The sequence below is a fragment of the Nocardia vinacea NBRC 16497 genome, assembly GCF_000308835.1.
In the GTDB taxonomy this organism is placed as follows: domain Bacteria; phylum Actinomycetota; class Actinomycetes; order Mycobacteriales; family Mycobacteriaceae; genus Nocardia; species Nocardia vinacea.
This window is the reverse complement of the sequence record NZ_BAGN01000424.1, coordinates 18,918-44,270: the sequence shown is the minus strand read 5'-3', so window position 1 is coordinate 44,270 and position 25,353 is coordinate 18,918. Positions and strand designations below refer to the sequence as shown.

At 64.4% G+C, this 25,353-nt stretch carries 23 protein-coding genes; 10 read left to right on the top strand and 13 right to left on the bottom strand.

Translation table 11 applies throughout. The features are described from left to right. Positions 1-20: 20 nt before the first annotated feature. Positions 21-971, top strand: a complete 951-nt coding sequence (locus tag ON44_RS43830) for a fumarylacetoacetate hydrolase family protein (RefSeq protein ID WP_040701152.1) — start codon at positions 21-23, stop codon at positions 969-971. A gap of 65 nt (positions 972-1,036) precedes the next feature. Further along, on the top strand, positions 1,037-2,821 hold the full coding sequence (locus tag ON44_RS43825; RefSeq protein WP_051183356.1) for an FAD-dependent monooxygenase: 1,785 nt from the start codon (positions 1,037-1,039) through the stop codon (positions 2,819-2,821). 115 nt (positions 2,822-2,936) lie between these two features. Here the strand turns inward: ON44_RS43825 and ON44_RS43820 are convergent, their stop codons facing one another. From ON44_RS43820 to ON44_RS43800, 5 genes are all read right to left on the bottom strand, one after another. Continuing rightward, on the bottom strand, positions 2,937-3,569 hold the full coding sequence (locus tag ON44_RS43820) for a VOC family protein (protein ID WP_040701150.1): 633 nt from the start codon (positions 3,567-3,569) through the stop codon (positions 2,937-2,939). Positions 3,570-3,708: 139 nt separating this feature from the next. Continuing rightward, positions 3,709-5,010, bottom strand: a complete 1,302-nt coding sequence (locus tag ON44_RS43815) for a PucR family transcriptional regulator (protein WP_040701148.1) — start codon at positions 5,008-5,010, stop codon at positions 3,709-3,711. 98 nt (positions 5,011-5,108) lie between these two features. After that, positions 5,109-5,777, bottom strand: a complete 669-nt coding sequence (locus tag ON44_RS43810; protein WP_040701146.1) for a response regulator — start codon at positions 5,775-5,777, stop codon at positions 5,109-5,111. After that, the gene (locus tag ON44_RS43805; RefSeq protein ID WP_051183355.1) at positions 5,774-6,964 is read right to left on the bottom strand and encodes a sensor histidine kinase; all 1,191 of its coding nucleotides are present in this window, start codon (positions 6,962-6,964) and stop codon (positions 5,774-5,776) included. The genes ON44_RS43810 and ON44_RS43805 overlap by 4 nt, the downstream gene beginning before the upstream one ends. A gap of 111 nt (positions 6,965-7,075) precedes the next feature. After that, positions 7,076-9,118, bottom strand: a complete 2,043-nt coding sequence (locus ON44_RS43800) for an MMPL family transporter (RefSeq protein ID WP_245567558.1) — start codon at positions 9,116-9,118, stop codon at positions 7,076-7,078. Positions 9,119-9,412: 294 nt separating this feature from the next. Here ON44_RS43800 and ON44_RS43795 point away from each other — a divergent pair, with 294 nt between their 5' ends. From ON44_RS43795 to ON44_RS43780, 4 genes are all read left to right on the top strand, one after another. Further along, positions 9,413-10,021, top strand: a complete 609-nt coding sequence (locus ON44_RS43795; protein ID WP_040701144.1) for a TetR/AcrR family transcriptional regulator — start codon at positions 9,413-9,415, stop codon at positions 10,019-10,021. A 217-nt stretch (positions 10,022-10,238) separates the two neighbouring features. Next, positions 10,239-11,579: an acyltransferase family protein gene (locus tag ON44_RS43790; protein ID WP_157187631.1), complete on the top strand. Its 1,341-nt coding sequence runs from the start codon at positions 10,239-10,241 to the stop codon at positions 11,577-11,579. Positions 11,580-11,981: 402 nt separating this feature from the next. Beyond that, the gene (locus ON44_RS43785) at positions 11,982-13,748 is read left to right on the top strand and encodes a multicopper oxidase family protein (RefSeq protein ID WP_157187630.1); all 1,767 of its coding nucleotides are present in this window, start codon (positions 11,982-11,984) and stop codon (positions 13,746-13,748) included. Between the two features lie 56 nt (positions 13,749-13,804). Further along, entirely contained in the window at positions 13,805-14,008 is a 204-nt protein-coding gene (locus ON44_RS43780; protein ID WP_040701142.1) for a hypothetical protein, read from the top strand. Between the two features lie 14 nt (positions 14,009-14,022). Here the strand turns inward: ON44_RS43780 and ON44_RS43775 are convergent, their stop codons facing one another. The 3 genes from ON44_RS43775 to ON44_RS43765 are packed head-to-tail and all read right to left on the bottom strand — an operon-like array spanning position 14,023 to position 16,731. Continuing rightward, a complete protein-coding gene (locus ON44_RS43775) occupies positions 14,023-14,928 on the bottom strand; it encodes a LysR family transcriptional regulator (RefSeq protein WP_040701138.1) in 906 nt (301 codons plus the stop codon). Positions 14,929-14,975: 47 nt separating this feature from the next. Continuing rightward, positions 14,976-15,911, bottom strand: a complete 936-nt coding sequence (locus ON44_RS43770) for a dihydrodipicolinate synthase family protein (protein WP_040701137.1) — start codon at positions 15,909-15,911, stop codon at positions 14,976-14,978. A gap of 34 nt (positions 15,912-15,945) precedes the next feature. Further along, complete coding sequence (locus ON44_RS43765) at positions 15,946-16,731, bottom strand: SDR family oxidoreductase (RefSeq protein ID WP_040701135.1); 786 nt, start codon at positions 16,729-16,731, stop codon at positions 15,946-15,948. Between the two features lie 267 nt (positions 16,732-16,998). On the opposite strand from ON44_RS43765, the gene ON44_RS43760 reads away from it, so the two are divergent. Then, positions 16,999-18,078 (top strand): zinc-dependent alcohol dehydrogenase, encoded by a 1,080-nt coding sequence (locus tag ON44_RS43760; RefSeq protein WP_083898543.1) that lies wholly within the window; start codon positions 16,999-17,001, stop codon positions 18,076-18,078. Beyond that, entirely contained in the window at positions 18,065-19,222 is a 1,158-nt protein-coding gene (locus ON44_RS43755; RefSeq protein WP_040701131.1) for a DUF3500 domain-containing protein, read from the top strand. Before ON44_RS43760 ends, ON44_RS43755 begins: the two co-directional genes overlap by 14 nt. Before the next feature lie 55 nt (positions 19,223-19,277). Here ON44_RS43755 and ON44_RS43750 read toward each other — a convergent pair whose 3' ends face one another. From ON44_RS43750 to ON44_RS43735, 4 genes are all read right to left on the bottom strand, one after another. Further along, positions 19,278-19,475 (bottom strand): hypothetical protein, encoded by a 198-nt coding sequence (locus ON44_RS43750; protein WP_157187629.1) that lies wholly within the window; start codon positions 19,473-19,475, stop codon positions 19,278-19,280. A gap of 138 nt (positions 19,476-19,613) precedes the next feature. Continuing rightward, on the bottom strand, positions 19,614-21,200 hold the full coding sequence (locus tag ON44_RS43745; protein WP_040701128.1) for an FAD-dependent oxidoreductase: 1,587 nt from the start codon (positions 21,198-21,200) through the stop codon (positions 19,614-19,616). Beyond that, positions 21,197-22,093 carry an alpha/beta fold hydrolase gene (locus ON44_RS43740; protein WP_040701127.1) on the bottom strand — a complete coding sequence of 299 codons (897 nt, stop codon included), beginning with the start codon at positions 22,091-22,093 and terminating at the stop codon, positions 21,197-21,199. Before ON44_RS43740 ends, ON44_RS43745 begins: the two co-directional genes overlap by 4 nt. Then, complete coding sequence (locus ON44_RS43735; RefSeq protein WP_051183352.1) at positions 22,090-22,944, bottom strand: alpha/beta fold hydrolase; 855 nt, start codon at positions 22,942-22,944, stop codon at positions 22,090-22,092. The genes ON44_RS43740 and ON44_RS43735 overlap by 4 nt, the downstream gene beginning before the upstream one ends. Positions 22,945-23,055: 111 nt before the next feature. On the opposite strand from ON44_RS43735, the gene ON44_RS43730 reads away from it, so the two are divergent. Further along, positions 23,056-23,763: a TetR/AcrR family transcriptional regulator gene (locus ON44_RS43730; protein ID WP_245567557.1), complete on the top strand. Its 708-nt coding sequence runs from the start codon at positions 23,056-23,058 to the stop codon at positions 23,761-23,763. 147 nt (positions 23,764-23,910) lie between these two features. Continuing rightward, positions 23,911-24,348: a type II toxin-antitoxin system Rv0910 family toxin gene (locus ON44_RS43725; protein WP_157187628.1), complete on the top strand. Its 438-nt coding sequence runs from the start codon at positions 23,911-23,913 to the stop codon at positions 24,346-24,348. Between the two features lie 196 nt (positions 24,349-24,544). Here ON44_RS43725 and ON44_RS47605 read toward each other — a convergent pair whose 3' ends face one another. After that, positions 24,545-25,120 carry a TetR/AcrR family transcriptional regulator gene (locus tag ON44_RS47605; RefSeq protein ID WP_051183350.1) on the bottom strand — a complete coding sequence of 192 codons (576 nt, stop codon included), beginning with the start codon at positions 25,118-25,120 and terminating at the stop codon, positions 24,545-24,547. Between the last annotated feature and the right edge of the window lie 233 nt (positions 25,121-25,353).

The following is a 25,353-nucleotide window of genomic DNA, read 5'->3' as shown; positions in this document are numbered from 1 at the left end:
GCGCGGGTTGACTCGGTGGGGTGAGCATCAACCTCCTCCGCTACTCCACCGAATCGGGCGCCACTGGTTGGGGCGTCGTTCGTGGTGAGCGAGTACTGCCGCTGCCCGGCGAGTACCCGACCCCCACCGAGGTGCTTCAGGAAGGCGCCGCGGTAGCTCGACGCCTGCTGACGGAATCCGGTGATCCCGGCATCGAGATGGCGAGCGTCACTGCGCTCAACCCACTGCCCGGAGCGAAGGTCAACTGCCAGGGCACGAACTACCGAGCGCACATGGCCGAGACCGGAATGGACCCCGACCAACCGTTCAACCTGTTTTTCACCAAGTCCACGGGATCGCTTACCGGTGCGCACGACGACATCGTCACTCCGCCACACGTACGGCTGCTGGACTACGAGATCGAACTGGGGATCGTCATCGGCAAGGCGATCGCCGGCCCCGTAACCGTGTCCGCGGCGAACCTCGAGGACTACGTCGGGGCTTTCGTCGTCGGAAACGACGTCAGCGCCCGGGATGTTCAGCTGTCCCAGGGGCAGTACTACAAGGGCAAGAGCTACCGCACCTTCTGCCCGGTCGGTCCCTACCTCTGCGTGCCGGACCCCGGCGAGGTGCACAGGTGGAAGGACCTGCGGCTCAGCCTCGCGGTCAACGGCGAGCCCCGGCAGATGGCGCTGGCCGGCGACATGGTCTTCACACCCGCGGAAACTCTCACGGAGTTCTCTCTGCTGGAGGACTTCGCGGTGGGTGACTTGTTGCTCACCGGCACCCCCGGCGGGGTGGCCATCCACGCGCCCAAGCCGATCGTGCAGCGCCTCGCCGGACTGCTGCCCGAGGCAAAGAAGTGGGACCTGTTCATACGGATGCAGTCCCGCAACCCCGCCTACCTCGCGCCCGGAGACATCGTCACGGCGTCCATCCGCACCGACGATGGCGTGCTCGACCTCGGCACGCAGCGCAACACCGTGCGTTGACCGAGAAACCCCGGAGAACGAGCGATGTCCGAGACCACACCACCGGCCAACCTCGAGGCGCTGCCGTGTCCGAGGTAACCATCGTCGGCGCCGGCGCGACCGGATGCAGTCTGGCGCTGCTGCTGTCGCGCTACGGCATCGCCAGCACCGTCCTGGAACGCCGGACCGACCCGTTGAACCATCCGGCCGCGCATGTCATCAATGCCCGGTCCCAGGAAATCTGGCACCACGCCTCCCCGGAGCTGGCCAAGCAGATCAGCGCGCTGGCGCCACCGGCCGAGAAGGTCAGTGTGATCCGCTGGTTCAGTGAACTGAACGCCGCCCCACTCGGTGACATCGACCTGCTGGCCTTCCGCGAGCAGGTGGAACGCGTGCAGAGCCACAGCCGGTACCTCATCTCGCACATCGGCCAACACCAGCTCATGCCGGTGCTCTGGAATGCCATCGAAGCCGATCCACATGTCGACTTCCGTCGCGGCGTCGAAGTTCGCGACGTGACGATGACGCCATCGCATACCACGGCGCATGTGGCCGGTCCGCGCGGCGGCACGACCGAGATTTCCTCGCGATTCGTGGTCGGCACCGACGGCGCCAACAGTGCGGTGCGTGCGGCTTCGGGTATCGCGATGCGCGGGCCGGTGCTGGCCAACATGGGCAGCGTCTTCTTCAACGCCGAACTGTTCACCGACGGCATCCGCCCACTGCTGAGCTGGATCTACTCCCCCGCGCTGTGCGGGGTGCTGATAGCACACGCCGACGACGACTACGTGCTCATGACCCCGTTCCTGAGCGACCACCAGGAGATCGCTCGTGACGGCCGCGCGTTCTGGGCCCGGACGCTACCGCGAGTGATCGGACACGACGTCCCCTTCCAAATGCATTCCACCGGCACCTGGACGATGACCAGCCAAACCGCCGAGACCTTCACCCGTGCCAACGTGATCCTCGCAGGTGACGCCGCCCACCGGTTTCCGCACACCGGCGGTTTCGGTCTCAACAGCGGCGTGCAGGACGCGCACAATCTTGCCTGGAAACTCGCCGCCATTCTCGAAGATCGCGCGCCGATCGCGCTACTGGACAGCTACGAGCCGGAACGGCGACCTGTCGTGGAACGGTTCGCCGAACAAAGCGTCGACAACCACTTCCGGCTCGACGAGGTCATGGCTGGGCTGGCCCCGGGCAACCGCGCTCTCACCCGGGTAACCCGCGCTTTCGCCCATCCTGCCGTCGATCGCCGCTCGGCGGGGATCGTGGAGCGCATCGCTGACGCCATGATGAACCTGGCGATGCGGCCGACCGCGAAACTGCTGGGAGACAGCACCGCGGCGCGCGACCGACGCGCCACGGTCGGATCCCGAATACCGGACCAGTTACAGCATTTCGCCTCCACCGGACTCGAATTCGGCTACGCCTATTCGGGGGCACTCATCCGGACCGAGCCGACGCCGCAGCCGATGAACGACGACGGCGTGGTGGACTACGTGCCGACGACATGGCCCGGTGCCCGCGTACCGCACGCGTGGCTGGCCGGTGCCGGCGACGCCGTGTCCACGCACGATCTGCTCGACCTGCGTGACTACACGCTGTTCACACCCGACCCGCAGGCCTGGCGTACCGCCGTCCCACCCACGATGCCCGTCATAGTGGTGGGTCTGGACGCCGCGATCGCCTCGGACCGACAGCAGGTGCTCGACCTGTTCGAGGTCGGCGAACACGGCGCCGTGCTGGTCCGGCCCGACGGGCACGTGGTCTGGCGCACCACTGCGGACGCCACCTTCGCCGCGGCGGAGCTGGAGCGGACGGTCAGCGGCTCAGCGATCTCCACCGCCGAGGAAGGCGTCGCACCGTAAGAGCCCTCGCCGCTATACACCGGTCGCGAACTGAGGTGCGAGCCCGGATGTTCCGACGTACTCGGCTCGGCCGCGCTCGGCCTCGATGCGTAGCAGGAGCACCAGAGCGTCGTGACTACAACGTCTTCCATGTAAGGGTGCTCTTGTTGCTGCGCGATGTCGTACCGGGACGGGTGCCTGCCCCCTGTTCGAGCAGCGTCGAGGGGTCGTCGCCGGAACGCAGTCGCTCCAGGAGGTAGTCGGGGTCGAATTCGACGCCGACCGGGTTGGCGGCGAAGGCACTACCGGCCAGGTAGTCGGCTGTGGCGGCGGCCGTGGCGAAGTTCTCGGTCTGGAACTCCAGTCGAATGCCGTCGGGGTCTTCGTAATACAGCGAGGTGGTCGGTCCGTGGTTGATGGACCAGACCGGGCGGATCCCGATCTTCTTCAAGCGTTCGTAATTCACCAGGAGACGTTCCAGGGAGCCGAAAGTGAGTGCCAGATGGTCGACTCCATAGATCTTGCGGCGGAAACGCGCCAGCGGAAACAGGTAGCGCAGCACCCGCGGCACTTTGATCAGCGCGAGGCGGTGGCTTTCGTGGTCCCAGACCAGGAATGCGATCTGCTTGTCCTCATGCACGACGCGGGCTCCGAAAACCGCGCCGTACCAAGCGATCATCTCTTTGCTTCGGGCGGTCTTGACCACCCAGTGCGCCAGTAGGTCGGGTGCGGCCGGGTTGGTGGAATTCGGGGTGGCCTCATGAGTCATGGTGTCTTGTCCTCTCGGTCGACCCCATCAGCCAACCCCGGGGCGCCCCTGAGGCGCTTGGACTGCCATGCAAACACCCGCTGGCACTTTGGACCCGAACCCATATGAGAGGAGAAGCCGCAGTCAGCGTGGCAACCGGTCACTGATCGTCGAGAACCACCGAACCCAGCTCCTCGGCCAGCGCGAGCGCGGCTTGCAACTGCATGCGCCGAACGCCGATCTTGCGACCTCGCAATTGCTCGGCACGCTGCACACGGTAGGCGACGGTGTTCCGTGCTACGTGCAGCCTTTCCGCAGCCGCGCTGAGGCTGCGTTCGACATCGAGATAGCACTTGAGCGTCGCGCGAAGAACAGCCGTGGCCTCCCCCCGCTCCGCCAGCGCACCCAGCTCACGCAGCACGAACTCGCGGGCCCTGTCCAAGCGGCCACCGAGCATCGCCACCAGATCGAGCTCGCCGTAATCGAACAACCAGCGCTCGCCGGAGCCCAGCATGCCCACGTGGGCGACCTCCAATGCCTGTTCATGGCTGGTGACGAAGCCACGAATGCCCGCACCGGACAAGCCGACCGCCACGCGGACACCGTCCGCCTGCCGCTGTACAGGAAGGGGTATGGCAGGCGGTCGGCGAACGCTCGCACCCCACGCCCACACACGGCGACCGCCAACCGGTATCACCAGCGTCGACGAGCATCCCGCGGATTCCAGCAGGCCTGCGACCATGTCTTCGAGCCGCGTTGTACCAACGGTTACCTGCTCGTCGGACCAACCGACCACGGCGAGATGCTGCCTGGTCAGGTCATAGCCCAGCAAGCGCACCGCCCGATCGAGCGGTACCGCGTCACCGCGCAGAATCTGCTGGATCACCTCCATCCGCGCCGCGGCCGAACTCGCCACCCACGCCTCATGGGCATTGCCATATGCCTGGGCCATCTCGCTCGTGAGCCGATCGGCGATGCCGAACGACAGTGCGGTGATACGCCGCATTTCCGCGAACCGCTGCGCGGCGGGCACGAGTCGTTCGGCGGCGTCGAGTACGTACTCGACAACCGTCGAATGGCCCACCTGAATGCTGCGCAGCATATGTTCGATGCCGATCCCGCGACTCACCACCTCGGCGGGGCCGAGCAAGACGCCAGGGGCAGCCTCGACCGTGAAGTCCTTGACGCCTGCGATCACCCCGACGGCTTCCAACGCCACCGCTTCGCAGCCGCCGCGCACCATCTGCACGATTCCGTCCACATCCAGCTCGGGAATCTCGGCGAGGATATGTGCCGCCATCGCCTGACCGAGCTCAACGGCATACCCGGCAGCACCGGTACCTACCCGGGCGGCGAACTCCGCGACCTTCTCCGGCGGCAGCACCGAGCGGTCCAGTGCCGCCGGATCCGCCGGGGCGAGATCGCGCACCCACTGGGATAGACCACTGGACGCCGAGGTCATCGGCACACGCTCCTCCCTGGATCCACAGACCGACCGTTGATGACGATTTCGTCAATATTATGCGGCGCTCTCCACCTCAGGTACGAGGCGATCAGACCTCAGCCCCGTGGCTCGACGCCTACCAGACCTGTCTGGAATGCGATGACCACGAGTTGTGCGCGATGCCGAGCGCCGAGTTTCGTCATGGCACGCTGAACGTGGGTGCGAATAGTCAACGGGCTCACATACATTCGCTCGGCGATCTCCTCGTTGGACAATCCGTGCGCCACATGCACGACGACCTCGCGTTCGCGCGCGGTGAGCACCTCGAGAGATTCGGCGGGTGCGGTTTGCGGTGCCGGGTACGCGAGGAAACGGGCGATGAGAGCCCTCGTAGCAGTTGGGGAGAGCAGGGTGTCTCCGGCGGCGATCGTGCGGATGGCGCTGAGCAGTTCCTGCGGTCCGACATCTTTGCCGAGGAAGCCGCCGGCACCGGCGCGCAGGGCTCGCGCGACGTACTCGTCGAGTTCGAAGGTGGTGAGGATGAGGATGCGCGTGGCCAGGGACTCGTCGCGGCAGATCTCCTGGGTGGCGGCGAGTCCGTCGAGTTCGGGCATGCGGATATCCATCAGTGCGACATCGGGTTTCGTGGCTCGTACGACTTCCAGGGCCTGTCTGCCGGTTCCCGCGACGCCGACCACCTCCATGTCGTCGGTGGAGTCGATCAGCATCCGGAAGGTTCCGACCAGCAGGGCTTGATCGTCGACGATCACGACGCGGATGGTCATCGCTGCTCGGTGTCCTTCTCGTCGTGGCCGTCGGTACGCGGTTCCAGGGGTAGTTTCGTGGATACTTCGAAGCCGCCGCCTGGTCGGAATCCGGCGGAAAGTTCACCGCCGACGGAGATGGCCCGTTCGTTCATGCCGATCAGACCGTAGCCGGGCTCGCCCGCCTTCTCGGAGCCGTGACCGTTGTCGGAAATGCTGATCGTCAGCAGCGACCGGGAGTAGTCCAGACGGACCGACGCCGAGGCTGTCCCGGCATGTTTTGTGACGTTGGTGAGCGCCTCCTGCACAATGCGGTAGGCCGTCAAGTCGACCCCGGGTGACAGCGGCTCCGGCTCCCCCGTCACCGATATCGAAATCTGAAGTCCCAGGGGCTCGAAGGAGGCCAGCAGTTCCGGGAGACGGGACAATCCCGGGGTCGGTTCCAGAAGGGTTTCCGGATCGTTCGCCCGGCGCAGCAACCCGACTGTCGCTTTGAGTTCTCGCAGTGCCGAGGAGGTGATGTCGGCCAGCTGATCCAGCATCTGTTGTGCCTGTTCGGGTTTGGTGCGCAGCAGGTAGGCGGCGGTGGATGCCTGGGCGTGGGCTAGTGCCATATGATGGGCGACGATATCGTGCAACTCCCGGGCGATGCGGACTCGCTCTTCGGCGACACGGTGGCGTGCCTCCTCCTCGCGGGTGCGTTCGGCCAGTTCCGCTCTCGCCTGCATGGCAGCGAGATAGTTGTGTCGGCTCCGTGTCGCGTCGGCGAACGCGCCGGCCAACATGAATCCGGCGAAGAGGCTGATCTTGCCGGGGGTGAAAAGCGATTCGGGACTCAGCACGATTGCCGCAGCCATCAGCACGACGCCGGATGCCAGCAGATATGGCTGGATCCAGCGGCGATCCTGTCGCGAACCGACGGAATGCGCTGCGACCAGGGCAGGTCCCACCAGCATTCCCGAGACTCCGGATCCCATTGCGCCCATAACGACACCGCAGACTGTCGTCACCGCCAGCACACTGCGCGGGTAGCCGCGGTGCCACAGCAAGGCGATAACCGCGACGGCGGCGAACGCGGCGGCGGCCGCAGACACGGGCCGGACGATCTCCGGAGGGCCGCTCTCGGCGTCCAGCGTGCTCGCGAAGAGGGTAAACCCGAACAACGCACTGGCGAGCGCCACGTCGACGATGCGGAAATTGCGCTGCATCAACTTCCCTCGGTCTCGCGAGATCGGCTCTCTTGTCGTGTCGAAGGTAATCCACTGAACCAGGCGAACGCGGTAGGCCACCCGGCAGTGGCCTACCGCTCGCCGGGCAGCTCAAACGCGGGTGGGGGCCAATTCGGGCACATCGAGATGACGTAAGCGCTCGCCCTCGACATCCACGTTCGGCAAGATCTGCTGCAGCCGACGCGGCAGCCACCACGCCTTGTCGCCGAGCAGTGCCAGCACGGCCGGGACGATGGTCATCCGCACGATGAACGCGTCGAAGACGACCGCAGCGGCGAGGCCGACACCCATCATCTTGATCATCGACTCACTCACCCCGACGAAGCCCGAGAAGACGGCGATCATGATGGTCGCCGCGGCGACGACAACCCTTGCGCTGTGCCGGAATCCGGTAACGATCGACTCGGTCGCCGACTCGCCGTGCACATATGCCTCGCGCATTCTGGTCACGAGGAAGACCTCGTAGTCCATGGCAAGGCCGAACACCACGCCGATGAGGAAGATCGGCATCATGCTCATGACAGGTCCGGTCTGCTGGACCCCGAGCAGGTCGGCGAGCCAACCCCATTGGAACACTGCGACGATCACGCCCAGTGATGCGCATATCGACAGCAGGAAGCCCAAGGCCGCCTTGAGCGGAACCAGCACGGACCGGAAGACGACCATCAGCAACAGAATCGCCAATCCGACCACCACCGCCAGATAAGGCACCAACGCATCGGACAGCGTCTGCGACATGTCGATATTCAGCGCGGTCGTTCCGGTGACCAGCATTTTCGCCCCGGTTGCCGTGCGCAGTTCACCCGCTTCGTCGCGCAGGGTTTGTACGAGGTCCTTGGTCTCGGCGGCGGTCGGTCCGGCCTGCGGCACCGCGGTGATCACGGCGGTGTCACCGGCCTGATTGAACATCCCAGCGGTTACCGACACAACACCTTCGGTCGCAGAGATCACCTTTTCAGCTTGTGCCACAACGGCTTTCGGATCGGGCGCGCCCTGCGCGTCCACCACGATGGTGAGGGGCCCGTTGGCGCCGGCACCGAAACCCGCGGCGAGCGCGTCATAAGCACGGCGCTGCGTGGTCGAGGTCGGCTGCGACGCATCACTCGGCATGCCGAGCGCCAGATCCTTGACCGGAATGGCCACAACCCCGAGACCGATCACCGCGAGCAACAGGACCGGGATCGGTCGGCGCACAACAAACCTCGCCCAGCGAGTTCCCATGCTGTCCTCGGTGTTTCGGGCCTCGTCCGGCGCGCGATCGCCCTCGCGGAGTCGGCGCGGCAGAACGGCGTTCGGGAAGAACCCGAGCAGCGCGGGCAGCAATGTCAACGCGATCACGACCGCAACCAGCACAGTGCCCGCCGCGGCCAAACCCATGGTGGTCAGCGCGGGCAGGCCGACCACCGACAGTCCCGCCAGTGCGACGACGACGGTCAGGCCGGCGAAAATGACCGCCGAACCCGCCGTGCCCACAGCATGCCCGGCGGCCTCCCCGGCAGTTCGTCCGGCCTTTCGTTCGGCCAGATACCGCGAGACGACGAATAGCGCGTAGTCGATGCCGACCGCGAGCCCGAGCATCATGGCGAGAATCGAGGTCGTCGACGACAAACCGATCGCCCCGATGGCGGCCACCCCGACGCCGATTCCAATCAGCGCTGTGACCAGCGGAAGCCCTGCCGCCGCAAGGGATCCGAAGGTGATGAGCAGCACGACCGCGGCAATGGCGACGCCGATCAGCTCGGTCGCACCCGCCTCGGGTGTCGCCTGCAGGACGGTGCCGCCGAACTCGACGGTGAGCCCGGTCGCCCGACCCTGCTCGACCGCGTCCTCCAAGGCCGCTTTCGTCGCGTCGGTGATGTTCGCGCTCCCGGCGTCGTAGGTGACAGTGGCGTAAGCGGTCGTACCGTCCTTACTGATCGCACGTACTTGGAAGGGGTTGAGCACGTTGGCTACCTGAGGACCATGCGCGACATCGGCCACAACCTTCTCGACCGCGGCCTGGTTCCCGGCGGCAGTGATCTGCTGACCCTGCGGCGCCACGAAAACGATGCGTGCGTCGGCGGCGTCGGATTTGCCCCCGGGGAAGCGCTGATCGAGCAGGTCGAACGCCTGCTGCGATTCCGTGCCGGGCATCGACATCTCGCTCGGCCGCCTCGGGTGCTCTTGCCGCGCCGAACACCAGCGCGGCCAGCAAACCCACCCAGAGCAGCACGACCATACGCCGCTTCTCGAAGCAGAACCGACCCAGTCGGTAGAGGAATTCAGCCACGACGTCGATCGTCGCCGAGCGGATCCGTAGTCGTCATCGTGCACATGCAGGCTATTGGCAGTACCACATATGCAGTACAACTGTGTTGGACAGAACTCGCCACGCGGGATCGCGCACCGTGCATCCGAGCGCCTGGCAACGGCCTTAAGCTGGGAGAAATGAGTACACGACCGGGGTTGCGGGAACGGAAGAAGGCGGCCACCCGCACCGCGATCGCCCAGGCCGCCGCGGCACTGACCAACGAGATCGGCCTGGACAAGGTCACGATCGACGCTATCGCCGAAGCCGCCGACGTCTCGGTCCGCACCTTTCACAACTACTTCACGAGCAAGGAAGCAGCCGTCGAGCACGCTGTCCGCAGCAGCTTCGACGACATGGTCTCGGCACTGGCCACCCGGCCCGCCCAGGAGGGTGTGTGGGACGCGCTGCTGGCCGTCACTCTCGAAATGTTCGAAGCGGTACCCGGTGGCATCGATGGAGTCACCGCCATGATTCGGACCGTCGAATCGACGCCCGCCATGATGGCCAGGTACACCCTCGCCCGCATGGATGATAAGCAGCGGCTGGCGCAGGTCGTCGCGCGGCGAACCGGCACCGACGCCGCCACCGATCTGTATCCGATGCTCGTTGTCGCGGCTTCGGAGGCGGCGGTCGAAGCCGCAGTAGCGTTGGCGGACAAGGGATCCGGGCGCGACTTCGAGGAACTGCTGCGCGAGGCGTTCGAGCGCCTGCGACCTGCGCTGAACCAACCCGGAGCAGATTCTTAGAATTCTGCCAGGTTGTGCAAACTTGCCGAGGTATGCAAGTTTGACTTAGGCTGGGAACGGACACCGAGCCGGACTTCACTCAACGGCGAATCGACGTGTCACCACATTTCACCGACTTCATTCCCGCCCGAGAGGTGGTTACCTTTCCATGTCTGCACCCGCTGTGGAAATAGCTTCCACGAAAGGCCGTTTACCCGCGCTACCTTCCCTTACCGGGTTGAGATTTATTGCCGCCTTCGCGGTATTTCTCTTGCACTCGGGATTCCTGGTCCAAATATATCCGTTCTCGGCCTCGGACGCCTCGAAAAAGCTGTCGGACGTCATCCCGCTGCAACTCGGCGCAACCGGCGTCGCATTCTTCTTCCTGTTGTCGGGATTCATCATCGACTGGTCGTACGACAGCGCCAAGGACACCATCCGCGCATTTCTTCGGCGACGGGTATTCAAAATCTTTCCGTCGCATCTGATCACTGCCCTCATCGTAGTGGTCCTGCTCGGTTTCCCACTCGCCGAACTGGCCGGTCAGATCCCGAACTTCCTGCTGATCCATACCTGGTCGCAGGATTGGGGCACCAGTGCGGAATTGAACAGTCCGTCGTGGAGCCTCTGCTCCGAAATGCTGTTCTACTTCCTCTTCCCATTCCTGGTGCCACTCGTCAACCGAATCCGCGGGCGAGCGATCTGGTGGACCATCGGAATCCTCTCCGGAATCCTGCTGGCGATACACCTGGTAATCTACTTCGCCTATCCCGCCTTCGACCTTTCGAGCATGGCGTCGATGTATCCACCCCTGCAGAAATCGCCGGATATAACCTGGTCGGGCTATGACTATTCGGCCGCCATGTCCGCGCCCCCTGGTATGCCCATGTCCCCCGACATGCCCGGGTCGGGCGGTAGTTCAGGAACATTTACGATGCCGACCAGCGCATGGCTGTCCTACCAATTCCCGCCCACCCGCCTGCTGGAATTCTTTGTCGGCGTCTTGTTCTGCCGCCTGGTGAAATCGGGAATGTGGCGCAACACCAACCTCGCCTGGCCGCTGGTCGCCTGCGCCGGGGCCTACGCCCTGACCTATTACGTGCCGATGGCGTTCAAGACCTCCATAGTGATGATGCTGCCCCTCGCCGCACTCATCGCGACCTATGCGGTGCGCGATCTCCGCGGCATCAAAGGGATTTACAGCAGCAGGCTCGGAGTGTGGTTGGGCGACGTATCTTTCGCGTTCTACATGGTGGGATATCCCGTCCAGCTGTTCCTGCAGCGCCACCTCATCGCCGGGCACAGCTGGGGTTTCCACGGCTATCTGTTCATCACCGCATTGACATTCGTCATTCAGCTACCACTGGCCGCCGCGCTCTACCACCTGGTGGACAAGCCGATCATGCGCCGGTGGGCACGCAAGAAGACCAAGGCAACCCCGCCGCCCGATACCGCAAAAGAAGTCGACGAATCAGCGAAAGAAACCGTAGCGAGTTCAGCGGCCACCATGTCATCCACACCTTCATCGACGGCAAATCCGGTACCCCTCACAACTCCCCGGTCCGAACCCGTCACGTGAAATATTCGACGGCCATGAGTCCGTAGACAACGGAGATGGGGACCGAATCCGATAAGGCAACGGATTCGGTCCCCAATTCTGCACTCGAGGTCCGCCGCGGCATACTCCCGCACCTCGCATGCACCATGTCCGCGCCGTCGCAGCTCAGACCAGCGGCCCCTTCTTCCCCGAACGTCCGGGGTGCACCCGGTTTGACACCGACCATGATAACGGTCACACTGTGACCCTTATTATGGTCAGCGCACAGTCCCGGGGCCCCGGCGTGGCTCGAGTTCGAGAAGCCAGCTCGCCCTGCGTGCTCATTCCCCGCGCCGCCCGGTCGCGGTTCGTCCGGCCCGCGTTTCTCGTCGCCGGTCCCGCGGCGCCCAACCGTGCCGCTCACCACCGCACCGAGGAGACTTCGTGACCAGCCAGCGCTACCACCTGGGACGTCGACGTTTTTTGGCCGCGACAGCCGCAGCGGCGGCCGGCGGATGGATGGCGACCCGCGCAGCGGGCTCAGGGGCGGATCCTCTTGTCCCGCAACCGGAACCAACAGTCGACGTCGACGCGCCGCCCTCACCCAGGGTAGAGCCGTTCGTCGACGAGTTGCCCGTCCCAGCTGTCGTGCGCGGAAACCAGACCCTGACTGTCGGCGCCAGCACCCACCGCTTTCACCGCGATCTCGGTGTCGCCCCGACCTGGTCGTACGGCAATGCCCCCTACCTCGGACCTACTGTCGAAGCGCAGGTCGGCGAGGCGATCGAGCTGACCTTCACCAATACCCTCGGCGCACATCTGTTCGCAAGCGAGGTCGACACCGCGCTGGACGGAACCACCGACCAGGACCGCGGCGCCCCCCGCGTCGCGGTGCACCTGCATGGTGCGGTCACCCCGCCGGACATGGACGGTCACCCCGAAGACACCTTCCGCCCCGGCGAAACGAAAATCTACCGCCACCACAATCGCCAAGACGCCGCCACTCTCTGGTACCACGACCACGCAATGGGCATCACCCGCCTGAACGTGGTAGCAGGCCTGGCCGCCTTCTATCTGCTGCGCGACGAGTACGACACCGGGACCGCCGCCAACACCCTCGGACTGCCCAGCGGCGAGTTCGAAATACCGCTGGCGATCGCCGACCGCCGTTTCAACGAGGACGGCTCACTGCGCTTCAAGACCGTGCGCTGGATTCAAGAGGGCCGCTGGGAAGGCGGCATGTTCGGCGACCTGATCACAGTCAACGGTGTGGTCCATCCCCGTTTGTCGGTGGCGCGCGGCATGTACCGGTTCCGGGTACTGAACGCCTCCAACTATCGCGAGTATCGGGTCTCGTTCTCCAACCGGACCCGGTTCTGGGTCATCGGCAATGACAGCGGTCTGCTCGATGAACCCGCGTACATCGACGAAGCAGCGATCGCGCCCGGCGAACGGCTCGACATCGTCGCCGACTTCACCGGTCTCGGCGCAGGCGACACCGTCGAGTTGATGAACACTTACGAGTATCCACGGGGCGAAGCCGAAATCATTGGCGCCCAGACCATCAGCAGTCTTATGCGGTTCATCGGTATCGGAACCACAGGCTTCACCGCCGCACCGCCGGTCACACTGCGAGGCGGGCGGAAACAGTCCCCCGCTCTGCCACCCGTGCGCACCGCGAACCGGCGCCGCATCGTTACCCTCAGCCAGCGGCCGGTGACGACGTGGCCACCGTTCACCAACGTCATGAACAACCTGTGCTACCACGACGATCCGATACCCGAACCACGGCAGGGCAGCACCGAAATCTGGGAATTCGTCAACGTCTCCGCCGACTCCCATCCCATGCACCTGCACCTGGTTCACATGCGCATCCTCGATCGTCAACCACTCGATGCCCTCGGATATCTCGCGGCGAATCCGGCGCCTCCGATAGGCACGTTCTGGGCGCCAGAGCCGGACCGATTCCTCAACGGCGCCCCCGAACCGCCGCATCCGTGGGAAACCGGCGCCAAAGATACCGTCACCTGCCCGGCCGGCATGGTCACGCGAGTATCGATCACCTTCCCCACCGCCGACGAGCTGGGCTTCGATCCCGACGCGATGTTCCACACCGGCGACCACATGATGATGCAGGGCTACGTCTGGCATTGCCACCTCATCGACCACGAGGACGAATGCATGATGGCGCGATACCGACTGCGCGCGTGAGCTGTGACCGGAGTCGTCGGTTCGCTTGTCGACCGGGAAGGTACCGGCTCACCGGGTTGACCCATGACGACGAAGGCGTCGAACTCACGTTTCGTGATGTCGACATCGCCGCCGCGACGACCGCGCGGATCGACCTGTCCGCCTATGGCTTCGCGGCTCCACTCGACATGGTCCGCCCCAAGCTCGACCTCGCGATCCGAGGCCGTCTCATCCTCGCCCACCAAGGGGCCGAAAGCACCACCCTACGTACCTCCAATTGACTGGGCTGGGGGCGCTAACAGCGCAGCGCCCCTGCCGGAAGGTCCCCCGCGCCTGTGAGCGGAAGCTCGAGGGTGACGAGTAGGTCTCGATAGCGTTGTGCCAGTTGGGTCGGCGCGCTGCGGCTGTAGGCGACGATCTCGCGGTAGGCCCCGGGGCCGATCCGTCTGGTGTGCTGTATCCAGCCGCCGGGCACGACATTGTTGGGCACAAGGGCTACACCGAGGCCTTCCATCGCGAACAGCAGGGCTGCGGTCACCTGCCCGGTACGAGCCACGGCACGAGGGGTGAATCCGAGGCTGGTGGCTATCCGGTCTGCGATTTCACTCATGCCCTGCTCGGGCTCGTAAAGGATCCAATCGGCCGCGGCGAGTTCCTCCGGTCCCACCGAGGAACCCGCGTCTCGTCTCGCCGGTCCGACCAGCACCATCTCCTCGTAACCGAGTGATACGACCGGTCCGTCCCACGGGTCGGGCCGCGGGCCGACCGCGATATCACCCTGTCCGCTGCGAACGGCGTCCTCGAGGGCACGGCGATGTGAGAAGTCGTGCACCCGAAGGACAGCGGTCGGAAACAGCGCGTGCCACCGTACCGCGCTCGGGGGCAGTATTCCGGAGGCGACCGACCGCACGGTGAGCACGTGCACGTCACCGCTTCGCCCCTCGACCACCTGCTGGACCGCTTCCGCTGCTTCCTCGGTAGCCCGCAGCACACGCTGGGCCTGGGGCAGGAATACGCGACCCGCGGGAGTGAGGGCAAGACCGTGCCGCCCGCGTTCGAGCAATACCGCGCCTAGTTCTTTCTCCAGCAAACGTATCTGCTGGGACAGTGACGGCTGCGAGACATATAGCCGTGCGGCGGCGGCGCTGAAAGACCCGCTTTCCCAGACGGCGAGAAAATACTCGAGTTGACGCAGTCGCATCAGTCGAAATTACCGCTGTCTACCGCCATTGCAAACGTACCTGAAAATCATTCAACCAGTTTCAGTCGGCTGTCCCGGTGACCGAGGCGGGCGAGCAGATAGTCTATTTCGGACCGCGCTCGGCTCGACAGCATGCCGCGTGGCGCGCGTTGCGCATCGGAGGCGAGCAGTCCGCGCCGCTTCATGACGTACTTGCGTACGGCCAGTCCGATACCCGGTTGTTGTTCGTACCGCAACAGCGGCAGGTGTGCGTCGAAGATGTCATGGGCTTCATCGAGGCGGCCCGCAGCGCCATGACCGATCACATCGACCAACATTTCCGGAAAACAATATCCGGTCATGGCGCCGTCGGCCCCGCGCTCGACCTCGAAATCGAGGAAGAGACCACCGTTACCGCACAGAATCGAAAGACGGGGCATTTCACCGGCGGCTTCGAAGTCGCGCAATGCGGTGATCTTCTCCAGCCCGGGCCAGTCCTCATGCTTCAACATGACACAGCTGGGGACGGCGCGGGCGATGCGTGCGACGACCTTGGGACTCATGACAACCGAGAACGACAACGGGTAATCCTGCAAGACAAGGGGGACCGAGCCGCCGAGCGCGGCCGCGACACCCTCGTAATAACCGACGATCTGGTCGTCGGTACGCAATGTGTTGGGCGGTGCGACCATGACACCCGCTGCCCCGGCCGCCATGACATCGGAGGTGAGTTCGCGCATTGCCGCGTAACCGGGGGCGGACACTCCGACGACCACCGGCAGCCGGGTCCACTGCAGCACTTGGCTCACGATTCGTGTTGCTTCGTCGTGGGACAGTTTCGGTGCCTCGCCCATCTGGCCGAGCAGGGTAATCCCGGTGACACTGACGGATTCGTAGAAATCGACGAGTCGGCGTAATGAGTCGAAGTCCACCGCGCCATCCTCGTTGAAGGGTGTGGGCGAAATGGCGAAGACGCCCTTTGCCTCGCGAGTGAGCAGGGCCATGGCTGAAGTCCTTGTGGCTGTAGTGTTTTCGGGATCAGAGACTGGGAATGAGCCCGCCATCGACGCGCACCACCGAACCGGTGATGTAGGACGCTGTGTCGCTCGCCAGGAACGCCACGGTCGACGCGTACTCATACGGGTCGCCGTAGCGGCCGATCGGGATGGTGGCCGCACTGTCGGCGGCGATCTGTTCGACGGTTCTGCCTTGCGCCTCGGCCTTGATCTGGTCGAGACGCTCGACGCGCTGGGTGCCGATGCGTCCCGGCACGACGACGTTGCAGGTGACCCCGTCCGCGGCCACCTCACGGGCCAGCGTCTTGGACCAACCGACCAATGTGGCACGAAGGCTGTTGGACATGCCGAGGTTGGGAATCGGGGCCAGGACCCCTGAGCTGGTGCTGGTGATGACGCGCCCCCACCCCCGGGCCTGCATTCCGGGGACGAGTCGGTCACTGATCGCGATCACCGACAGCACCATGGAACGGAAATTGTCGAGCCACAGCACAGGGGGCTGGCCGAGGACCGGTGCGGGCGCGGGCCCACCGGTGTTGTTCACCAAGATGTCGACCGGACCGAAGCTCTGCTCGATCGCGGCGGCATTGTCTTCGATGACATCGAGGTCAGCGATATCCCAGCCAAGCGCGATGGCCCGGCCACCGGCGGCAACGATCGCGTCGCGGCGCGCTTCGGCGGCTGCGGGATGGATATCCGCGACGACCGCGTTGGCACCCTCGGCCGCGAGTCTTTCCGCGATCGCACCTCCGAGGCCGCCGCCTCCGCCCAGAACCAGTGCTGTTCTGCCGCCAATCCCAAGTTTCAACGTTGACTCCTCGACCGCAGGCCCCGAATGACTATCCAGACTTTTCCATGAATCCGGTATTCACATATGTTCGAAACCGTACATCACAAGAATGAAAGCACCTAATAGGAATAATTTAGGCCCCCTATAGGGAAGACTTATACACGCTGGTCAGCACATTGACCGCGAGAAAATCTCCGCGATCGACCTGAAACAGCACTTGGAAATAGTGTTTTCCTTCACGTAGCCTCCTGATAATTCATCAATAGCCAAACGAAAGGCGGTGTTGTGTCCATTCCGGATACGATGCTCGCGGCCGTAATCGGCGAGCCGGGAATTATCGGGACCACAACTTTGCCGGTGCCCCGGCCGGGGCCGGAAGACGTTCTCGTACGGGTGCACCGAGCGTCGTTGTGCGGCACCGACCTCAAGGTCCGCAGCCGACGCTTCTTCGGTGGCGCGGGACCCGCGCCGGGCACATTCGTTCCCGGCCACGAATACGCCGGCGTCGTGGCAGCGGTCGGCAGTGCCGTCGACGAATTCGCCGTCGGCGATCGTGTTGTCACGGAGGCACATCGGGGTTGCATGCGCTGCGTCAACTGTCTGTCCGGCTCCTATACGGACTGCTTGAACTACGGCAACCCTGCCAAGGGCCATCGCACCCTGGGCATGACGGTCAACGGCGGCTTCGCCGAATATGTCGTCAACCACGTCTCGACGCTGTATCGGCTGCCCGATGCCATCGACTTCGACTCGGCGGTCATGCTGACCACGGCGGGCACCGTGATGCACGCTTACGACGTGCTCGATTCGCTGCTGGTCGGCGCCACTGTCGCGGTGATCGGTCCCGGCCCCATCGGGTTGTTGGCAGTGCAGGTAGCCCGGCAACTAGGGGCGGATCTTGTGACGCTCGCCGGTACCCGCCCTGATCGGCTGGAAATCGGTAAGCAGTTCGGGGCCGATCATCTGTTCAACGTCCGCGACGAAGATGCCGTCGCCGCGGTCCGGGATGTCACCGGTGGCCGCGGCGCCGATGTCGTAGTCGAATGCTCGGGCGCTGCGAGCGCGGTCGACGACGCGATCCACATGGCCAAGCGCTCCGGCAAGGTCGTTTTGGCCGGGTTCTTCGAACAGCCGGTATCGGCTGACCTCAACCACGCTGTCATGAATGGAATATCGATCCACACCGTCCGCGGCGAAGGCGCCGGCTCGGTAGCCAGGGCCCTGTCGCTGGCATCCCACGGCCGACTGCACACCGCTGACCTGGTGACACATCATTTCCCGCTCGAGAACATCGCCGAGGCTTTCGACACCTATGCAGAACGACGAGACAACGCCATCAAGGTGATGCTCGATGTCGTCGAATGACGTCACCGACATCTGCGTGCGCGAGCTGATCGCCGCCGACATGGCCGACCGTGCGACCGCGTGGCTGTCGACCCTCGCCGGCGAACAGCGAGTTCAGGCGCAGTTCGCCTCCCCTTTGGCTCCGGACGCGGAGGCCGAACGACTTCGTTGGTTCTACACCCCGACCGACCACGGTGGACTCGCCCTGCGCGACCAGACCGCACGCCAGCAGGGCTTGGCGATGCAACTGGTCGCGTCGGGCCTGTCGGAGGCCGGATATGCCACGGTCGCCATGGTGATGGGCCTGGAGAATGTCCTCGATCAGGTCGAAGGATGGCACGTCCGCTGGGGACGGGAACGAGGCCGGGATCCTGGCCTCTACTGGGTCAGATTGTTCGGCCGACCGGGCGACCCGGTCTGGGCATGGCGCTTCGGGGGCCACCACATCTCGCTGAACAATCTCATCGTCGGTGGCCGCCTCGTCTCGACGACGCCGTGCTTCATCGGAGCCGATCCAGCCAGTACCGCATTGCTCGGTTCGGCGCTACGGCCGCTGGGCGGACCAGAAGAGGCCGCGCGGCAATTGGCACGGTCGCTGGACTCCGACCGCTACCACGTGGCGCTATTGCACAAAAGCGCGATCTCCGACATCGTCTCCGGGAACCGGCCGACCATCGCAGACGGCGACACGATGATGCATATGCAGGATTTGTGGCGCGGCCGGTTCTCCGACCCGGCGCTGCGGGATCTGGTCGACGATGTCGACCGGCGCGCGGAAGAAGGCAGCGGATACACCGAAGCCGACCACGCGGCCATGGCCATCTCCGTTTCACCCACGGGCCTGTCCGCGCGCGACCTCGATCCCGAACAGCGCCACATTCTGCGAAACCTGATCGCGCTGTACAGCGGTCGCGCACCGAGCGCGCTCGCCGATACCCACGCCGCGCACTATGCAATCGACGACGTACTCGACGAGATCCATTTCGGCTGGGCAGGCAGCCTCCAGGCCGGAGAACCGCATTACTACCGCATCCAGGGCCCGGACCTGCTCATCGAATACGACAACACCCAACGCAATGCCAACCACGCACACTCGGTCTGGCGCAACCCGCGTTCGGATTTCGGGCTGGACAGTCTGGCCGAGCACCGCCGACGCTCGCATTGACAACACAGCCGAAATGCTGCCCCGGTGAGGCAATTCGGGGCAGCACCGCGTTTGTCTAGAACATGCCCGCCGTATTCACACTCGGTAGAGAAAACAGGCATTGGCACGGCATCTCCGGATAGCTTTGGTCCACCCGATCATCGACCGCGACGGCCCGGGCCCAACCCCCTTGGATGGCCTCCCGCGCGAAGGTTACGGCCGCCTCGCGGGAGGCAACGAAATGCAATGGTGAACCGATACCGAAATCGACCATCAGATGCCACATCGCATTTCCAAACTTGCTGTCGCCCTCAGCGATGCCGGCGGCGACAGCCCGATCTTTCCTGAGCACTGGACGGCCGAAGCTCGCCGGTCCGTGAGATGTCGGTTCCGCGCAGGACGTCGTCGCGGTTCACGCTTTCCTCCCGATCTCGGGTACAGCAGGGGCGTCGGCGGCTGGAGTCATCGCAGCGGCAGATGCCAAACTCACCCGAGTCATTTCGGTAGTCGCGATGGAGCCGATGTAGCCGTCGGGACGGATCAACAGAAGTGTGGAGTCGGTCAGACCGTAGATCCGGGCAAAGGAACCGGTGATGTCGGCGAACACCGCATCGGTGTCGATTTGATCTCCGCCGTTCACGGCGACCGTTCTCAGTTCCGCGCCAGCCTTCGGCCACGGCAATGTGGCCAGTTCCTCAGCCGCCGCCGCGCCGTAGGCGATTGCGGTGAAATGCGGGCCGCGAAAGAGATCGAAAAGGCGCTGCCCTCCCCCGGTCGCGTTCAGCAGCTTCGCATCCGGCGCGCGGTCGCCGACTCGCAGTGTCGCGGTTCGTTCGGCATCGGCCATTACCAGTGGGCCGTCGCGGTAATGGAGGCCGAGCTGGCGTTCGTCATCACCGCGCTTGATCGACGACGGGTCCAGTTTGGCCAGGCCCTCATACTTTTTTGTCGCCAAGCCCAACACCCCGGCCGCGATCGGCTGCCGCTCGGCCTCATAGGTATCGAGCAAGCTGTCCGGCGCACCGGCGAGCACCTGGCCCAGTTTCCAGCCCAGGTTGTAGGCATCCTGCAGACCGGTGTTGAGCCCTTGCGCACCCGCCGGGGGATGTACATGAGCGGCATCACCGGCGATGAATACCCGGTCCAACCGATACCGTTCGGCTAGCCGAATGTTGGGGCGAAAAACCGACTTCCAGCTGATTCGCGTCAACCGCAGGCCCTTCTCGCCGGTCTGAGCACGGAAGCGCGCATCGAGGTCGGCCTCGTCGAGAGTGGGCTCCTCACCGAGTTGCAGGCGGATCATCACCTGAAACCGATCGGAGTGCGGTAGCGGGCACGCACCGACGAATCGACCACCCGGACGCGGCCACACATGCCAGCGATCCCGGGAAAGACCGTCCACCACGGCATCGACGATGATCATTCGATCGGCTTCGTCGGTCTTGCCTTCGAACCCGATGCCCATGGTTTTGCGGACCGTGCTCGCCGCGCCGTCGGCACCGACAAGGTAACGAGCGCAGATCTCGTCGACACCGTTGGGACCCGAGAGCGTAGCCACGACACCATTCGGGTATTGCTCGAATCCGACCAGTTCACAGTTCTTTTCGACGGCCACACCCATCCGCAGGAGCCCATCGCGCAGCACAGCGTCGGTGCGGAACTGGGGAATCAACCACGTATTCGGGTGCGGCACATCGGATGTCACTTTGTTGCGGGAAACCATATGCCAGGGAATAGTCAGCGGACCGGCGTGGACGCCCAACGGCGGATAGCTGGCTCCACCGGCGAGGATGTCGTCGAGGACGCACAAATCCTCGAGCACCTCCAGGCTGCGCGGCTGGACTCCCTTGGCGCGCGAACCCTCGAACGCGCGCGGGGCTTTGTCGATGATCCGCACCACAAGTCCACGGCGGGCCAGATCGATCGCCAAGGCGGTGCCGGTCGGCCCGGCGCCCACGACGAGCACGTCGATCAGTTCGGATTTCGGCTCTGTCTTCATCGTGAGGACTCTTTCTTGGCGGCATCGACAAACGCGGCGAACCGCCGACTCATCTGAGCGGGCTCCTCGTAAGGGACCATGTGCCCGCATGGCGCGACAATGTGCGACTCGACCGGCGCCAACAACGCGCAAACCTCGTCGTAGTGCGTGATCGGGGTGACTTGATCTTCATCGCCCCACAGCAGCAGCCTCGGGATCGGCAGGGTCCCGGTGTGCCGGTAGAGATCCTGACGGCCGGACAGCGGGAAGTCGGCGAGGGTGGCGGCCAGGGAGTAAACAGAGCCTTCGAACCGGTAGCACTCGCGCACCATCGCGGTAAGCGCAGCGGACTGCTGCGGATCCCGAACATTGTGTGCCAAGTGCCGGTCGAGCATTCGGCTGCCCAGTCGCTTTGCCAGGACGGTGCCCAGCTTCTCGCGCCGCAACAAGGCGGCAGCGGCAGGGGCGGACTGCAGCCCGGCCGGACCAGCCAAGGTCAAGGTCGCGATGCGGTCGGTGTACTGCTGCGCGAAGGCCATGCTCACCAACGCACCCAACGATGTTCCGACGAGGTGGAGGCGTTCGGTCAGACCCAAGCGCTCGGTGAGGTCGGCCAGCTGCCGCACGAACAGCGCCTGATCGTAAGTCGCCCGCGCCCGATCGGAATAGCCGCGTCCGTAGGCGCTGTAGGTGACGGTGCGGAATCCACGCGACTGCAACTCGGCGACGAGTTGATCCCAGTAGAACAGCGGGACGGTCATACCGCCCGCGAACACGACGGTCTCGCCTGCGGCAGGTCCGCCGATCTCGTAGTGGGTGATCCCGTCGCCGCATTCGATGAATTCACCGCGCAGTTCGGCACGGGTGACCTGGTTCAGCTGGCGGGTCTCACCACGCACCACGAAATACTTCATCGCTGTCCCCTCGTCGGCGAAATCGCCTCGGCCGTCAAGAAGTTCAGTACCGCGCTGGTCACCCGGTCCGGATCTTCGTCGGGTAGCAAGTGACCACCGTGAGGGTGAACCCGTTCGAGGCTGCCGGGGATATCGCGCGTGAAATGCTGGCCGTCGATGGACGCACTGCGCAGCACCAGCGTGGGCGCCGCGATGGCCGGAATCTCGGCGGTGCGGTCGATCTGGTCGGTGTTGGCGAAGTCGATGAACGCCTGCTGGTTGCCGGGGCGGGTCAGCATCGCGTAGACCCGGTCGATCATCTCGTCGTCCACCACCGACGATCGCGACCCGACCGCTGAGCGCAAATTGCGTGCAGTCGCCGACCGAGAAGCCAAGCGGGGCAACAACACCCGACCGATCGGATTGCGTGCCAGCCGCAGCGCCAACGGCAGCGACTTGCCCGGATAGCCGGTGGCATTGATCAACACGAGCCGATGCACACGCCGGGGGTAATCCAGTGCGAAGTTCCAGGCGATGTTGCCGCCGAGCGAATTGCCTACCACCGAAGCATTGGCCACTCCGAGGAAAATCAAGAAGGCGGCGACGGTCTTGGCATATGTTTGCACCCGGTAGTCGCGATCCGCGCGCGGGCCCGCGAGGCCGAAGCCGGGCAAATCCGCACGAATCACGTCGAACGATGACGACAATGCCGCGGCCACCTCGTCGAAACAATGCAGCGAGGAGCCGCTGCCGTGCAGAAGGAGCACCGCGGGTCCCGTGCCGACCCGCTTGTAGTGGATGTAGCGGCCCTCGACGAGCGCGAAGCGCGAATCAGGGTCGATGTAGTCATCGACGGCTTCTCGTCTACCCATAATGGTTACAGTGTTGCCGGTACATGGAAGCCGGGTCAAGTGATAATGGCGACATTGTTACCGATACATGCTGATCATCTGTCCAGCCCGTCGATGCGCAACAATGCGAGTGTGACCACAGCCGATTCAGACGCCGCCGAGACCCCGGCTCGCCGCTCCCCCGGCCGTCCACGCGTCCCCTTCGAGCGCATCGTGACGACCGCACTGCGCATTGTCGACGAAGAAGGGGCCGATGCGCTGACGATGCGCACGCTCGCCCAACGTCTCGACTCCGGCACGGCGGTGCTCTATCGAGCGGTCGCCAATCGCGCCGAGCTGATCGGCCACGTAGTCGACTGGGTACTCGGCGAGGTCGAAATCAATGATGACGCGTCCGACGGCAACTGGCAGCGCGCATGTGTCGCTGCCGCAGAGGCCATTTTCGAGGTCCTGCACCGCCATCGCGGTGTCGCACCTCTCCTCATCGAACAGGTGCCGATTGGACCCAACTCTCTCGTCTTACGCGAGCGGGTCTTGGCCATGTTGCTCGCCAATGGGTTCCCACCGGAGTCCGCTTCGCTCGTGTATGTCACGGTGGCCCGCTATGTCGTAGGGTTCGCCGCACAGCTGCAGGGGCACAACACCGAAGCCAATATCGAGCCCGCCACCATCACCGCGCTCTATCGTCAGCTCGATCCCGCGCGGTTCCCCGCCACGGTGGCCGTCGCCGATTGCCTGCCGAAGCAAACTCTGGAAAGTGAGTTCCACTTCGGTCTGCAGCTGCTCGTCGCAGGCCTCGCGTCGCACCACGACGCGGCGGATGCCATGGGCTCCAACTGATTTCGTTCAGAACATCGCAAAGCTGTTCGGCCATTCCGGGCACTCCAGATTCATTCGGATACGCTGTAGCCGAATCAACCTTCGGACTCTGCGCGACGAAACCGTCGTGGCGTGAGCTCGCGAGCGTTCCGAGAACAGGAGAATCGCATGCGTACCGCGCAATCCAGCGCCACCTTCCAGGCAAGTCCCGATCAGGTCTGGCAGGTAATCGGCGATCCGTCGCGCTGGAATGAGTGGCTTGTGATTCACAAGTCGTGGAAGAGCGCGGTCCCAGCCGAGCTAACCACGGGCGCTACCGCCACTGCGGCTGCGAGCGTGGTGAATATGCCGGTCACCATCGACTGGACTTTCGAGAACGTCGACGCCCCACGCTCGGTCGCCATGGGCGGAACTACCAGGGCCGGTGTGAAATTGGCACTTGCGATCAGCTTGCGAAACGAAGCCCAGACCACCACGGTCGACGTCACAGCCAGTATCGACGGCGGCATGATCGATGGTCCCATGGGCGGAGTCTTCAAGAACTCGCTCGTCGGCGCACTCGACAAATCGCCGAAGAAGGCTCAGGGCCTCGTCGCGCAAAGGTGATCGAAATGGACGAGCCGAGGAAAACCGTTGCCGCGATCGGTTGTTCGGGCCACGTGGCCGAGGTGTTCGTCCACCGTCCGTCCCCAGGTCCGTAGGCCCGATACGACGGTATCGGAGAAATTCGTTCGCACGATCCGCAGTACGGATGCCTCGCGCCGCTGCGAGGTCGACACATCGGGTGCCAGAGCCAAAACAATCAATCTTTCGCTATCGGGTGTCCCAGTGCGAATAGCACCTGCTGGGCCAGGGTCTCGATCCATTCCGCCGTCACCGCGGCGGGATTACGTCGCGAAGTTCGCAGGACCGCCAAAACAACCTCGCCGGTCAGATCCAGCACGGCCCCGAGATTGTGGACGCGGAAGCACCCCGCCGAGATCCCGGCACGGATGCCGAACGACAAACGCGAGTGGATTTCACGGTTCTCCAGAATCCGATATCGCGCGGCAAGGACGATCGCGGCGGTTTGCGGATCCGTGACGCCGATCGCGGCGAGTGCCCGCACCTGCGCCCGCACGAGCTCGGCAGGCCCATCGATGCCAGCGGCGGCGTTGTCCAGGATCCAGGCAAGGTCCTCGACCACCTCGGCGGTAACAGCGGCGAACAACTCGTCTTTGCTGCCGAAGTGGTTGTAGAAGGATCCGGTCGCGACACCGGCGTTGCGCGCCAAATCGGCGATCCCGAGCCGTGCGGCCATGCCGCTGCCCAAGGCCCAGCGCCCGGAATGGATCAGCGCCGTGCGCGTGCGCAGCACACTCCGCGCCCGCGTGCTCATTGAATCGGGACCCTGCGACTCCAGCGCGTCGGCGAGGTGGACGCTCGGGGCACGAAGAGCGGATTCCGAGTCGATCTGGTCATCAACGGTAGCTCATCCACGCATAATGGGTACAGTGTGGCCGTTATCACTCCGGTCGTCAACAGATTTCGGCAACCTTGTTGCTGTTATTTTTGCGAAGGTCATGCGGATGCGGCGCTATCGAAGGGCCAGGTAACCGTCAGACGTCCGGT